The sequence below is a fragment of the Geobacillus sp. 46C-IIa genome (assembly GCF_014679505.1).
GTDB lineage: Bacteria > Bacillota > Bacilli > Bacillales > Anoxybacillaceae > Geobacillus.
In genome coordinates this window covers 3162180-3176174 of the sequence record NZ_CP061474.1, presented here as the reverse complement: position 1 = coordinate 3176174, position 13995 = coordinate 3162180, and the positions used below count along the sequence as shown (strand labels likewise).

The 13995-nt window shown below is 53.4% G+C and carries 8 protein-coding genes, 11 tRNA genes and 3 rRNA genes; 21 read left to right on the top strand and 1 reads right to left on the bottom strand.

The window, feature by feature from the left end; translation table 11 throughout:
- Window positions 1-86: 86 nt before the first annotated feature.
- From IC803_RS15910 to tsaD, 19 genes are all read left to right on the top strand, one after another.
- Window positions 87-542 (top strand): SprT family protein, encoded by a 456-nt coding sequence (locus tag IC803_RS15910; protein WP_081210575.1) that lies wholly within the window; start codon window positions 87-89, stop codon window positions 540-542.
- 272 nt (window positions 543-814) lie between these two features.
- Window positions 815-889: transfer RNA gene (locus IC803_RS15905), tRNA-Asn, on the top strand.
- Window positions 890-895: 6 nt separating this feature from the next.
- A tRNA-Ser gene (locus IC803_RS15900) sits at window positions 896-988 on the top strand.
- Between the two features lie 16 nt (window positions 989-1004).
- Window positions 1005-1076: transfer RNA gene (locus IC803_RS15895), tRNA-Glu, on the top strand.
- Between the two features lie 31 nt (window positions 1077-1107).
- A tRNA-Asp gene (locus IC803_RS15890) sits at window positions 1108-1183 on the top strand.
- Between the two features lie 13 nt (window positions 1184-1196).
- A tRNA-Gln gene (locus tag IC803_RS15885) sits at window positions 1197-1271 on the top strand.
- 184 nt (window positions 1272-1455) lie between these two features.
- Window positions 1456-1531 (top strand) — tRNA-Lys (locus IC803_RS15880).
- Between the two features lie 5 nt (window positions 1532-1536).
- Window positions 1537-1618 (top strand) — tRNA-Leu (locus IC803_RS15875).
- Window positions 1619-1629: 11 nt separating this feature from the next.
- Window positions 1630-1712, top strand: a tRNA-Leu gene (locus IC803_RS15870).
- A gap of 74 nt (window positions 1713-1786) precedes the next feature.
- A tRNA-Arg gene (locus IC803_RS15865) sits at window positions 1787-1863 on the top strand.
- A gap of 4 nt (window positions 1864-1867) precedes the next feature.
- Window positions 1868-1941 (top strand) — tRNA-Pro (locus IC803_RS15860).
- Between the two features lie 169 nt (window positions 1942-2110).
- Window positions 2111-2184 (top strand) — tRNA-Gly (locus IC803_RS15855).
- Window positions 2185-2272: 88 nt separating this feature from the next.
- Window positions 2273-3829, top strand: a 16S ribosomal RNA gene (locus IC803_RS15850).
- A 399-nt stretch (window positions 3830-4228) separates the two neighbouring features.
- Window positions 4229-7157 (top strand): 23S ribosomal RNA (locus IC803_RS15845).
- A 296-nt stretch (window positions 7158-7453) separates the two neighbouring features.
- A 5S ribosomal RNA gene (rrf, locus tag IC803_RS15840) occupies window positions 7454-7570 on the top strand.
- The 16S, 23S and 5S rRNA genes sit together here with 11 tRNA genes alongside, the layout of an rRNA operon.
- Before the next feature lie 295 nt (window positions 7571-7865).
- Entirely contained in the window at window positions 7866-8324 is a 459-nt protein-coding gene (gene tsaE / locus IC803_RS15835) for a tRNA (adenosine(37)-N6)-threonylcarbamoyltransferase complex ATPase subunit type 1 TsaE (protein WP_081211341.1), read from the top strand.
- Complete coding sequence (tsaB, locus tag IC803_RS15830) at window positions 8321-9061, top strand: tRNA (adenosine(37)-N6)-threonylcarbamoyltransferase complex dimerization subunit type 1 TsaB (protein ID WP_081211343.1); 741 nt, start codon at window positions 8321-8323, stop codon at window positions 9059-9061. The genes tsaE and tsaB overlap by 4 nt, the downstream gene beginning before the upstream one ends.
- A complete protein-coding gene (gene rimI / locus IC803_RS15825) occupies window positions 9021-9473 on the top strand; it encodes a ribosomal protein S18-alanine N-acetyltransferase (protein WP_081211345.1) in 453 nt (150 codons plus the stop codon). Before tsaB ends, rimI begins: the two co-directional genes overlap by 41 nt.
- Complete coding sequence (gene tsaD / locus IC803_RS15820; RefSeq protein WP_081211347.1) at window positions 9470-10483, top strand: tRNA (adenosine(37)-N6)-threonylcarbamoyltransferase complex transferase subunit TsaD; 1014 nt, start codon at window positions 9470-9472, stop codon at window positions 10481-10483. The genes rimI and tsaD overlap by 4 nt, the downstream gene beginning before the upstream one ends.
- 335 nt (window positions 10484-10818) lie before the next feature.
- Here the strand turns inward: tsaD and IC803_RS15815 are convergent, their stop codons facing one another.
- Window positions 10819-12750 (bottom strand): ABC-F family ATP-binding cassette domain-containing protein, encoded by a 1932-nt coding sequence (locus IC803_RS15815; RefSeq protein ID WP_081211349.1) that lies wholly within the window; start codon window positions 12748-12750, stop codon window positions 10819-10821.
- Window positions 12751-12848: 98 nt separating this feature from the next.
- On the opposite strand from IC803_RS15815, the gene moaC reads away from it, so the two are divergent.
- Window positions 12849-13337, top strand: coding sequence for a cyclic pyranopterin monophosphate synthase MoaC (gene moaC / locus IC803_RS15810; RefSeq protein WP_081211351.1), 489 nt, complete (start codon window positions 12849-12851; stop codon window positions 13335-13337).
- Window positions 13338-13352: 15 nt separating this feature from the next.
- A complete protein-coding gene (locus IC803_RS15805; protein ID WP_081211353.1) occupies window positions 13353-13994 on the top strand; it encodes a redox-sensing transcriptional repressor Rex in 642 nt (213 codons plus the stop codon).
- Window position 13995 lies beyond the last annotated feature (1 nt).

Here is a 13995-nt window from a genome sequence, read left to right as displayed (position 1 = left end):
CACCTCCCTGACAACGGAAAGGTAGTATATAATGTATGTAGCTGCACATTGTCCTGTGCCAAAAACATAAAAGGGGGGCGCCTGCCATGGATCAAAAACAGTTGCAAGCACTCGTTGAGCAAATTTCCATAAGCACATTTGGCAAACCGTTTCGCCACACCGCCTCCTTCAACCCAAGACTTCGCACTGTCGGCGGGCGCTACGTGCTGGAAACGCACAACATTGAACTGAACAAAAAACATTATGACCGATTTGGCGAAGAAGAACTCATTGCCATCATCAAACATGAACTATGCCATTACCATCTGCATCTTGAAGGGAAAGGCTACCGCCACCGCGACCGTGACTTCCGCGAACTGTTGAAAAAAGTAGGGGCGCCTCGCTATTGCCGGCCGCTTGAACAAAAAACAAAAACCCCAAAAGCGGTCCATACATACATCTGCACATCGTGCGGCTTAGCATACAAGCGTAAAAAACGAATGAACACCGACCGCTACGTCTGCGGCCGTTGCCGTGGCCGGCTCAAACTGTCCCTCAACTGACGATGAAACAAAGCAGAACCTTTTACAAAAAAGAGGTTGACAGTCAAAATAATCATATGCTAAATTATAAAAGCCGTCGCCAAACGGCGAAACAAACAACAAAAAACATATTGACAAACAACAAGTTGCTCAATATAATAAACAATGTCAGTTGTGACGAGCATGCGCATCATCGAATATGCTTCGAGTTGTCCCGACGCACCAGACTTCCTTGGATATGCCTGTAGAGGAAGGGACAGGGCAAGTTTTGGGTGCAGTTTACTCGTCAACATTCCGCAATAGCTCAGCGGTAGAGCAACCGGCTGTTAACCGGTAGGTCGTAGGTTCGAATCCTACTTGCGGAGCCATTTTATGGAGAAGTACCCAAGTGGCTGAAGGGGACGGTTTGCTAAACCGTTAGGTCGTGTCTTTACGGCGCGCGGGTTCAAATCCCGCCTTCTCCGCCACTTTCGATATACGCGTGGCCCGTTGGTCAAGTGGTTAAGACACCGCCCTTTCACGGCGGTAACACGGGTTCGAATCCCGTACGGGTCACTTACAGCGCGGGGATTTCCCGCGAATTCACGGTCCCGTAGTGTAGTGGTTAACATGCCTGCCTGTCACGCAGGAGATCGCGGGTTCGAGTCCCGTCGGGACCGCCATAACACCAATCGCTGGGCCATAGCCAAGCGGTAAGGCAACGGACTTTGACTCCGTGATGCGCTGGTTCGAATCCAGCTGGCCCAGCCATTCTTATTTCATACATATCCCTAAGCTGTTAGCTTAGGGCATATTATGAGCCATTAGCTCAGCAACGAGCGATGCATCTTCGAGTTGGCTGCGAGTTGCCTCGATGCATCGAGCTTCCTTGAAACAGCTGACAGAGGAAGAGGCAGGTAGAGCCCATCAGTACTTAGAGTGTTATGGTCATCATGAGCCATTAGCTCAGCAGGTAGAGCATCTGACTTTTAATCAGAGGGTCGGAGGTTCGAGTCCTCCATGGCTCACCATATTCGCGGGTGTGGCGGAATTGGCAGACGCACCAGACTTAGGATCTGGCGCCTCACGGCGTGGGGGTTCAAGTCCCTCCACCCGCACTGATCAACACGCGGTCGTGGCGGAATGGCAGACGCGCTAGGTTGAGGGCCTAGTGGGGGCAACCCCGTGGAGGTTCAAGTCCTCTCGACCGCATTTTATTAGGATAAAAAATATTGACAAAGATGAGCTGAGTTATTATAATAAATTCTGTTGCTCTTAAAAATATTGCGCTCGTAGCTCAATTGGATAGAGCATCTGACTACGGATCAGAAGGTTAGGGGTTCGAATCCTCTCGAGCGCGCCATGATCGGGAAGTAGCTCAGCTTGGTAGAGCACATGGTTTGGGACCATGGGGTCGCAGGTTCAAATCCTGTCTTCCCGATTCCGATAGTTTAAATAATATGCGGGTGTAGTTTAGTGGTAAAACCTCAGCCACGAGCCTTAACTTCATCGAGTAGGCCACGAGTTGCCTCGACGCATTTGGCTTCCTCGAAGCGACCAGCAGAGGAAGAGGCATGAAAGTGCGTAGTGAATATTAAACAGAATAATATGCGGGTGTAGTTTAGTGGTAAAACCTCAGCCTTCCAAGCTGATGTCGTGGGTTCGATTCCCATCACCCGCTCCATGAAGAAGTTGAACTGAGAAGTTGTCAAGTTTTATCGATCTTGTTCCTTGAAAACTGAACGAAACGAAGCGCAAGCCAATCAACTTTCTATTTGGAGAGTTTGATCCTGGCTCAGGACGAACGCTGGCGGCGTGCCTAATACATGCAAGTCGAGCGGACCGAATGAGAGCTTGCTCTTGTTTGGTCAGCGGCGGACGGGTGAGTAACACGTGGGCAACCTGCCCGCAAGACCGGGATAACTCCGGGAAACCGGAGCTAATACCGGATAACACCGAAGACCGCATGGTCTTTGGTTGAAAGGCGGCCTTGGCTGTCACTTGCGGATGGGCCCGCGGCGCATTAGCTAGTTGGTGAGGTAACGGCTCACCAAGGCGACGATGCGTAGCCGGCCTGAGAGGGTGACCGGCCACACTGGGACTGAGACACGGCCCAGACTCCTACGGGAGGCAGCAGTAGGGAATCTTCCGCAATGGACGAAAGTCTGACGGAGCGACGCCGCGTGAGCGAAGAAGGCCTTCGGGTCGTAAAGCTCTGTTGTGAGGGACGAAGGAGCGCCGTTTGAACAAGGCGGCGCGGTGACGGTACCTCACGAGAAAGCCCCGGCTAACTACGTGCCAGCAGCCGCGGTAATACGTAGGGGGCGAGCGTTGTCCGGAATTATTGGGCGTAAAGCGCGCGCAGGCGGTTCCTTAAGTCTGATGTGAAAGCCCACGGCTCAACCGTGGAGGGTCATTGGAAACTGGGGGACTTGAGGGCAGGAGAGGAGAGCGGAATTCCACGTGTAGCGGTGAAATGCGTAGAGATGTGGAGGAACACCAGTGGCGAAGGCGGCTCTCTGGCCTGCAACTGACGCTGAGGCGCGAAAGCGTGGGGAGCAAACAGGATTAGATACCCTGGTAGTCCACGCCGTAAACGATGAGTGCTAAGTGTTAGAGGGGTCACACCCTTTAGTGCTGCAGCTAACGCGATAAGCACTCCGCCTGGGGAGTACGGCCGCAAGGCTGAAACTCAAAGGAATTGACGGGGGCCCGCACAAGCGGTGGAGCATGTGGTTTAATTCGAAGCAACGCGAAGAACCTTACCAGGTCTTGACATCCCCTGACAACCCAAGAGATTGGGCGTTCCCCCTTCGGGGGGACAGGGTGACAGGTGGTGCATGGTTGTCGTCAGCTCGTGTCGTGAGATGTTGGGTTAAGTCCCGCAACGAGCGCAACCCTTGCCTCTCGTTGCCAGCATTCAGTTGGGCACTCTAGAGGGACTGCCGGCTAAAAGTCGGAGGAAGGTGGGGATGACGTCAAATCATCATGCCCCTTATGACCTGGGCTACACACGTGCTACAATGGGCGGTACAAAGGGCTGCGAACCCGCGAGGGGGAGCGAATCCCAAAAAGCCGCTCTCAGTTCGGATTGCAGGCTGCAACTCGCCTGCATGAAGCCGGAATCGCTAGTAATCGCGGATCAGCATGCCGCGGTGAATACGTTCCCGGGCCTTGTACACACCGCCCGTCACACCACGAGAGCTTGCAACACCCGAAGTCGGTGAGGTAACCCTGACGGGAGCCAGCCGCCGAAGGTGGGGCAAGTGATTGGGGTGAAGTCGTAACAAGGTAGCCGTACCGGAAGGTGCGGCTGGATCACCTCCTTTCTAAGGACGAAAAGCGGAAGCGCCGCGATCGGCTCTCGAAGCCAAATGTTCTTCACCCGCAGGGGTGCTTGCACCCCGAGGGGGAAGGTGATTTGGCAGAAGAGAGCCAGGCGCTGGAGCTAGACAGTACGAAAAGCGAAGGCCGCCCGCCTATCGGCGAAACGCGCTGGAGGGCCTGCGAGGAGGCTGTCGCCGCCGCAGCAGGACCGAAGCGTCGCGAGCCGATGGCGGCCGGAGCTAGACAGTACGAAAAGCGAAGGCCTCTAACGGCCCACCATGAACAAATCGCGCTTTCGTTTCGTTCAGTTTTGAGGGAACGAGTAATGTTCTCTCAACGACAAAGATCGTTCCTTGAAAACTAGATAACCGATACACAAAGGAAGAAGCCGAGACGCTTTAGGTTAAGCTAGAAAGGGCGCACGGTGGATGCCTTGGCACTAGGAGCCGATGAAGGACGGGGCAAACGCCGAAACGCTCCGGGGAGCTGTAAGCAAGCGTTGATCCGGAGATGTCCGAATGGGGGAACCCCCTGTCCGTAATGGGACAGGATCCATGCCTGAATCCATAGGGCATGGAGGGCACACCCGGGGAACTGAAACATCTTAGTACCCGGAGGAGAAGAAAGCAAACGCGATTCCCTGAGTAGCGGCGAGCGAAACGGGAACAGCCCAAACCAAGAGGCGTGCCTCTTGGGGTTGTAGGACCGCTCATATGGGAGTGAGAAAGGAACGGGGTAGACGAACCGGTCTGGAACGGCCGGCCAGAGAAGGTGAGAGCCCTGTAGTCGAAACTTCGTTCCCTCCCGAGCGGCTCCTGAGTACGGCGGGACACGGGAAATCCCGTCGGAAGCAGGGAGGACCATCTCCCAAGGCTAAATACTCCCTAGTGACCGATAGTGAACCAGTACCGTGAGGGAAAGGTGAAAAGCACCCCGGAAGGGGAGTGAAAGAGAACCTGAAACCGTGTGCCTACAAGTAGTCAGAGCCCGTTTATGGGTGATGGCGTGCCTTTTGTAGAATGAACCGGCGAGTGACGATGGCGTGCGAGGTTAAGCCAAGCAGGCGGAGCCGCAGCGAAAGCGAGTCTGAACAGGGCGCATGAGTACGTCGTCGTCGACCCGAAACCAGGTGATCTACCCATGTCCAGGGTGAAGGCCGGGTAACACCGGCTGGAGGCCCGAACCCACGCACGTTGAAAAGTGCGGGGATGAGGTGTGGGTAGGGGTGAAATGCCAATCGAACTTGGAGATAGCTGGTTCTCCCCGAAATAGCTTTAGGGCTAGCCTCAAGGTAAGAGTGTTGGAGGTAGAGCACTGATTGGGCTAGGGGCCCTCATCGGGTTACCGAACCCAGTCAAACTCCGAATGCCAATGACTTATCCTTGGGAGTCAGACTGCGAGTGATAAGATCCGTGGTCAAGAGGGAAACAGCCCAGATCGCCAGCTAAGGCCCCTAAGTGCACGTTCAGTGGAAAAGGATGTGGAGTTGCGAAGACAACCAGGATGTTGGCTTAGAAGCAGCCACCATTTAAAGAGTGCGTAATAGCTCACTGGTCGAGTGACTCTGCGCCGAAAATGTACCGGGGCTAAACGTGCCGCCGAAGCTGCGGGATGACCGTTGGTCATCGGTAGGGGAGCGTTCTAAGGGCAGGGAAGCCAGACCGGAAGGACTGGTGGAGCGCTTAGAAGTGAGAATGCCGGTATGAGTAGCGAAAACAGAGGTGAGAATCCTCTGCGCCGAAAGCCTAAGGGTTCCTGAGGAAGGTTCGTCCGCTCAGGGTTAGTCGGGACCTAAGCCGAGGCCGAAAGGCGTAGGTGATGGACAACAGGTGGAGATTCCTGTACCACCTCCTTCCCGTTTGAGCGATGGGGGGACGCAGGAGGATAGGGTGAGCAGGCGGCTGGAAGAGCCTGTCCAAGCAGTGAGGCTGGCCAGCAGGCAAATCCGCTGGCTAAAAGGCTGAGCTGTGATGGCGACGGATTCGATCCGGAAGTCCCTGATTCCACACTGCCAAGAAAAGCCTCTAGCGAGGGAAGAGGTGCCCGTACCGCAAACCGACACAGGTAGGCGAGGAGAGAATCCTAAGGCGCGCGGGAGAACTCTCGTTAAGGAACTCGGCAAAATGACCCCGTAACTTCGGGAGAAGGGGTGCTCTTTCGGGTGATGAGCCTGGAAGAGCCGCAGTGAAAAGGCCCAAGCGACTGTTTATCAAAAACACAGGTCTCTGCGAAGCCGAAAGGCGAAGTATAGGGGCTGACACCTGCCCGGTGCTGGAAGGTTAAGGGGAGCGCTTAGCGCAAGCGAAGGTGCGAACCGAAGCCCCAGTAAACGGCGGCCGTAACTATAACGGTCCTAAGGTAGCGAAATTCCTTGTCGGGTAAGTTCCGACCCGCACGAAAGGTGTAACGACTTGGGCACTGTCTCAACGAGAGACCCGGTGAAATTATACTACCTGTGAAGATGCAGGTTACCCGCGACAGGACGGAAAGACCCCGTGGAGCTTTACTGCAGCCTGATATGGAATTTTGGTATCGCTTGTACAGGATAGGTGGGAGCCTGAGAAGCCGGAGCGCCAGCTTCGGTGGAGGCGGCGGTGGGATACCACCCTGGCGGTATTGAAATTCTAACCCGCACCCCTTAAGCGGGGTGGGAGACAGTGTCAGGTGGGCAGTTTGACTGGGGCGGTCGCCTCCCAAAAGGTAACGGAGGCGCCCAAAGGTTCCCTCAGAATGGTTGGAAATCATTCGGAGAGTGCAAAGGCACAAGGGAGCTTGACTGCGAGACGGACAGGTCGAGCAGGGACGAAAGTCGGGCTTAGTGATCCGGTGGTTCCGCATGGAAGGGCCATCGCTCAACGGATAAAAGCTACCCCGGGGATAACAGGCTGATCTCCCCCAAGAGTCCACATCGACGGGGAGGTTTGGCACCTCGATGTCGGCTCATCGCATCCTGGGGCTGTAGTCGGTCCCAAGGGTTGGGCTGTTCGCCCATTAAAGCGGTACGCGAGCTGGGTTCAGAACGTCGTGAGACAGTTCGGTCCCTATCCGTCGCGGGCGCAGGAAATTTGAGAGGAGCTGTCCTTAGTACGAGAGGACCGGGATGGACGCACCGCTGGTGTACCAGTTGTCCCGCCAGGGGCACCGCTGGGTAGCTATGTGCGGACGGGATAAGCGCTGAAAGCATCTAAGCGTGAAGCCCCCCTCAAGATGAGATTTCCCATCGCCAAAAGCGAGTAAGATCCCTCGAAGATGACGAGGTCGATAGGTCCGAGGTGGAAGCGTGGCGACACGTGGAGCTGACGGATACTAATCGATCGAGGGCTTAACCTAGAAAGGAAAAGCGGAGGCCGCCCGCCTATCGGCGAAACGCGCTGGAGGGCCTGCGAGGAGGCTCGAACCAAGCAAAGCTTGGTTCTGCGTGGGTGGTGCCATAGGAGCGTATGCAATGTGTTGCCGCCGCAGCAGGACCGAAGCGTCGCGAGCCGATGGCGGCCGGAGCTAGACAGAAAGTGGAGGCGCCGCGGCTTCTTCCCCAGCACGGTTATCTAGTTTTGAAGGAATGAACTTCCTTCTTGACATTATTTATTTTTGGAGTATAATAAATAATGTCAAAACAAAATCGCTTGCCTAGTGGTGATAGCGGAGAGGAAACACCCGTTCCCATCCCGAACACGGAAGTTAAGCTCTCCAGCGCCGATGGTAGTTGGGGCCAGCGCCCCTGCAAGAGTAGGTCGCTGCTAGGCAATTGCAATCACCAGGGAGTAGCAACACGCCTAATTCCCTTTTTTCTTTATTATGACTCTAATTATGTGAGGACTGTCCTTCAGGCTAAGCAAACTGCCTGATCAGGACAGTCCTTTTTGTCGTCTTCCACTTGGAAGCCTTGGCTTCCAAGTGTGATCGTAAGGAGGAGAGCGTTCATTGGTTCTTGTCAGAGAATGATCGTTTTTGGCGTTGAAAGTGGCAACAGGATATTTTGTTATGGTACAATTTCAAAAGCGAGAGTGAAGATGATAAAATGGAACAAGGTGGAACGCGATGGAGCAGTTTGAACTTATCGTGCATTCTCCTGAAGAGACGAGGGCGATCGCTCGCCGGCTTGCCGAACGGCTCGAGCCGGGGACGGTCATCGCTTTGGAAGGAGACCTGGGCGCAGGCAAGACGACGTTCACGAAAGGGCTTGCTGAGGGGCTAGGGATTCGGCAAAATGTCAACAGCCCGACGTTTACGATTATGAAGCAATACGAGGGGAGACTCCCGCTTTACCATATGGATGTATATCGGCTTGAAGACGAGTGGGAAGACCTCGGATTTGACGAATATTTTGCCGGCGATGGCGTTACAGTCGTTGAGTGGGCGCATTTGATTGCGGGTCAGCTGCCGAACGAGCGATTGACGATCCATTTGCTTCATCATGGCGACAATGAACGAAAATTAGTGTTTGAACCGTTAGGACATCGCTATGAACAGTTATGTAAGGAGATTTTTGCGTCATGAAAATACTGGGGATTGATACATCGAATATGCCGCTGGGCATCGCCTTAGCGGATGGGGATATCATCAAAGGAGAACTGATCACGAATGTGAAAAAAGATCACTCGTCCCAAGCGATGCCGGCCATTGAATCGCTGCTTCGGCGGTGTAAGGTTGCCCCGGGCGAGCTCGATTTGATCGTTGTCGCGAAAGGGCCGGGGTCATATACCGGGGTGCGGATCGGGGTAACAATCGCGAAAACGCTTGCTTGGTCGCTAGGCATCCCGATTGCTGGTGTTTCAAGCCTCGAAGTGCTCGCCGCTAATGGCCGTTATTTTCCTGGGGTGATTGTTCCGTTGTTTGACGCGCGGCGCGGACAAATTTATACCGGGCTTTACCGGTATGAGGGCGGCGTGCTCCGTTGCCTTGAGGCGGACCGGATTGTGGCGGCGAGTGAGTGGGCTCGGCAGTTAAGTGGGCGGGGAGAGGATGTATTGTTCGTTGGTGCGGATGCGCCGTTATATAGTGAATTGTTTCGAAACCATTTAGGCGAGCGGGTTCACGTTGCCCCACCATCGCTGGCGTTGCCGCGCCCGAGCGAGCTGGTGATGCTCGGAAAAGAAAAAGAACGCGAGAACGCTCATACGTTTGTGCCAAATTATATCCGCCTTGCGGAAGCGGAAGCGAAATGGCTCGCGAAACAAAAAGGGGAAGGAAACGATGGGGATCGATGTACAATTTCGGCCAATGACCATCCATGACATTGACGAGGTCGTACAAGTGGAACAGGCATCGTTCACCGCGCCGTGGAGCCGCGAGTCGTTCTACAACGAGCTGATGTACAACCGTTATGCCAAATATATCGTTATGGTACACCGCGGGCGGATTATCGGATATGGCGGAATGTGGCTTGTCATCGACGAAGCGCATGTGACAAACGTAGCCGTGTTGCCCCAATTTCGCGGGCAAAAACTTGGCGAAGCGCTCATGCGTCGTCTCATGGATATCGCCAAACAGCATGGAGCGTTGACAATGACGCTTGAGGTACGCGTGTCCAACCATGTTGCCCAATCGCTGTACCGCAAGCTCGGGTTTCGCAACGGCGGCATTCGCAAACGGTATTATCCTGATAATTTTGAAGACGCGCTAGTAATGTGGGTGAAGCTGATATGAATGAGGATGTATACGTATTAGGCATTGAAACGAGCTGCGATGAAACGGCAGCGGCCGTTGTGAAAAATGGGAAAGACATTGTATCGAATGTTGTCGCCTCGCAAATGGAAAGCCATCGGCGGTTTGGCGGCGTCGTGCCGGAGATCGCCTCGCGCCATCATGTCGAGCAAATTACGCTTGTGATCGAGGAAGCGATGCGGCAAGCTGGGGTATCGTTTTCTGACCTTGATGCCGTGGCCGTGACGGCGGGGCCGGGTCTTGTCGGGGCGCTCCTTGTCGGTGTGAATGCGGCGAAAGCGTTGGCGTTTGCCCACGGACTGCCGCTTGTCGGAGTGCATCACATTGCTGGACATATTTACGCCAATCAGCTAGTGGCTGAGATGAAGTTTCCGCTATTAGCGCTTGTCGTTTCCGGTGGGCATACGGAGCTGATCTACATGGAAGGACACGGAAAGTTTACGGTGATTGGCGAAACGCGCGATGATGCCGCCGGTGAGGCGTATGATAAGGTAGCGCGGGCTTTGGGCCTCCCTTACCCAGGGGGACCGCATATCGACCGGTTAGCCCATGAAGGAGAACCAGTAATCGATTTGCCGCGGGCGTGGCTTGAGGAAGGATCGTATGATTTTAGCTTCAGCGGCTTAAAATCGGCGGTGCTCAATACGCTTCATAACGCAAAACAGCGCGGCGAGGAGATTGACCCGAAACAGATGGCTGCGAGCTTTCAAGAGAGCGTCGTCGATGTGCTGGTGACCAAAACGGTGCAGGCGGCGAAACAGTACCGTGTCCGGCAAGTGCTGCTGGCCGGCGGGGTGGCGGCCAACCGCGGGCTGCGGTCCGCGCTGCAAGACAACATGGAGGGGCTTCCGAATGTAGAGCTCGTCATTCCGCCGTTGTCGTTATGCACCGACAACGCAGCGATGATCGCTGCGGCAGGAACGGTGTTGTATTGGCAAGGCAAACGATCTGATTTGGCCCTCAACGCCAATCCGAGCTTGCCGCTCATTTAATTGAAAAAGGAAACAAAAGGGGAAGGAAGGGTGGTTGCTTGCGGCAGGAGAGCAACCCCTTTTTTGTTTGCAGGGACAAGCTTTGGCTGAGTTAAGTGAAAAGGAGCTGTGTATATTTTTATCCACAAGTTGTGGACAATGTGGAAAAGGCAAGAAAACACCATAAATATAAGGAAAACAATACACAACGGTTTTAGCACAAAAGAAAAGTTTCGTTTGTGGATAATGTGGAAAAGTTAGTGAATAACTTATATTTCATAGGTGGAATTGTGGATTGTTTTGTGGATAATGTGACTAACTAAAATCGCCCGCCAAAATAACGGGCGGGCGATCGGTTACAGTGAAGTGTAAAGCTGTTCCCATTCAGCCAATAACTTTTCGACTTGCTGTTTTCGATGCTCATTTTCTTGCGACAATCGTTGCACGGTCTCATAATCGCCATAAACGGACGGATCGCATAACTGTTTTTCTACTTCGGCAATTTGCGCCTCAAGCGTTTCGATCTCAGCCTCGATTTCATCTAAGCGTCGCTGGCGTTGGCGCTGCCGTTTTTTCTCTTCTTTTTCTTGTTCATAAGCGGATTTGGCCGATTCAGTGCCATTCGGCGTTTTGTCCAAGCGGGCGTCGAGACGCTCGAGTTCGCACATTTCTGCTTTTTTGGTGATGTAGTAATCGTAGTCGCCTAAATATTCCGTGAGGCCGTCGCTTGATAGCTCAAACAGCTTCGTCGCAATCCGGTTAATGAAATAGCGGTCGTGGGAGACGAACAAAATGGTGCCCGGATAATCGATGAGCGCTTGCTCAAGCACCTGTTTGCTGTCGAGATCCAAATGGTTGGTCGGCTCGTCCAGAATAAGAACATTCGCCTTTTGCAGCATCAGTTTGGCGAGCGCCAGGCGCGCTTTTTCCCCGCCGCTTAACGCCGAGACCGGTTTTAAGACGTCATCGCCGGAAAATAAGAAGTTGCCGAGCACAGTGCGGATTTCCTTCTCGGTTTTATCCGGGTAGGCGTCCCACAGTTCATCAAGCACTCGTTTATTTGATGACAAATCGGCCTGATTTTGATCATAATAGCCGATTTGGACGTTTGAGCCGTAGCGAAGCTTTCCCTCTTGGACAGGAAGCCGCCGAGCGACCGCCTTTAGCAATGTTGATTTGCCGATGCCGTTCGGTCCGACTAAGGCGACGCTTTCTCCTCGCGTGATGCGAAAACTGATTTGACGGATGACGGGTGCCCCTTCGCCGTAGCCAACGGCCAGTTCTTCAGCGGTGAGCACTTCATGACCGCTCGGCCGTTCAATGGTAAAGGAAAAGGAAGCTGATTTTTCATCGCCAACGGGTCGTTCGAGCCGCTCCATTTTTTCGAGTTGTTTTCGGCGGCTTTGCGCCCGTTTGGTCGTCGAGGCGCGGGCGATGTTGCGCTGGATAAAGTCTTGCAGCCGGGCGATTTCTTCCTGCTGTTTCTCATATCGCTTTAACTCTTGTTCATACTGCTCGGCCCGCTGCTCCAAATAACGGCTGTAGTTGCCGGTATACCGTTTAAGCTTCGTGTTGGACAGCTCGTATACTTCGGTGACAACCTTATCCAAAAAATAGCGATCATGGGAAACGAGCAAGACAGCGCCGGGATATGCCTGCAAATATTGCTCCAGCCAAGAGAGCGTTTCAAGGTCCAAATGGTTGGTCGGCTCGTCCAAAATCAACAAATCCGGCTTGGACAATAGAAGTTTTCCGAGAGCAAGACGTGTCCGCTGCCCGCCGCTTAACGAAGAGACGGGCGTTGTTTTATAATCGTACGAAGAAAACTGCAGCCCGTGCAAGACGGAACGGATGTCGGCTTCGTATTGATAGCCGCCCTGTTCTTTATACTGTTCTTGCAGTTCGTCATATGCTTTGAGCGTTTTTTCGTAGCGGGCGGGGTCAGCGAGCACATCCGGGTCGCCAAGCTGGGAGCCGAGTTCGGACAGCTGCTTTTCGATAGCGCGAAGCGGTGCAAACACCTCAAGCATCTCGTCCCAAATGGAGCGTGATGAGTCAAGCCCGCTGTTTTGCGCCAAATAGCCCATTTTGATATGGCTCGGTTTGATGATTTCGCCGCTGTCGTAAGAAAGTTCTCCGGCGATGATTTTTAACAATGTCGATTTTCCTGCGCCGTTGCGGCCGACGAGGGCAACTCGGTCGCGGGACTGTATTTCTAGTTTTATATTCGATAAAATAAGGTCAGCGCCAAAATATTTCGTGAGTTGGTGCACTTGCAAAATGATCATGTCGTTTCACCTCTCGGAATAGTTTAACGTATGTCGCCAAAACGGTCAAAGACAGATGATGAAAAATCGTGTATAGTGTATAAGTGGAGGAGATTATCTTGTCGTCGTTTACTCATTTCAATGAACAAGGACGCGCGAAAATGGTCGATATTACGAACAAGGAAGATACGGTACGAGTGGCAGTGGCGAAAACGAGTGTCACCGTCAGTGAAGAGATTTATGAAAAAATGACGAACCACGCCATCGGGAAAGGGGACGTGTTGGCTGTAGCCCAAGTGGCCGGGGTGATGGCGGCAAAAAAAACGGCTGATCTGATTCCGATGTGCCACCCGCTCATGTTAAAAAGCGTTGATATCGCATTTTCTTGGGAAAACGAAGCGGATGTATATAAACTTGTCATCACCGCAACAGTGAAAACGAAAGGGAGCACAGGGGTGGAAATGGAAGCGCTGACGGCCGCCTCGGTATGCGCGTTGACGGTGTATGACATGTGCAAAGCACTCGATAAAGGGATGATCATCGGTCCGACGTATTTGGTCGAGAAAACGGGCGGGAAGTCCAGCCATTATCGACGGAAAACCGATTAGCTGGGGGATGAAACTATGAGCAACGACCAACCGAAAATTCCGCAGGCAACCGCGAAACGGCTGCCGCTGTACTACCGGTTTTTAAAGAACTTACATGCGTCGGGAAAACAGCGTGTATCCTCAGCCGAACTGAGCGAGGCGGTCAAAGTCGACCCGGCGACGATCCGCCGCGATTTCTCGTATTTTGGCGCGCTCGGCAAAAAAGGGTACGGGTATAATGTCAATTATTTGTTGTCGTTTTTCCGCCAGACGCTTGAAGAGGATGAAGTGACGGAAGTCGCTTTGTTCGGTGTGGGGAATTTAGGAACCGCCTTTTTAAACTATAATTTTTCAAAAAACAACAATACAAAAATCGTGATGGCGTTTGATGTGGATGAGCGGAAAGTGGGGACGACGGTCGGCGGGGTGCCGGTTTATCATCTCGATGAACTCGAGGAGCGGCTTCGCGGCGATATTCCGGTCGCCATTTTAACCGTGCCGGCCGCCGCCGCTCAAGCGCTGACCGACCGCCTTGTCGCTCGGGGGATTAAAGGCATCTTAAACTTCACCCCGGCGCGGCTGAACGTGCCGAACCATATCCGCGTTCATCATATCGATTTGGCCATTGAATTGCAGTCGCTTGTCTATTTTTTGAAAAACTATCCATCGTCATCATAAA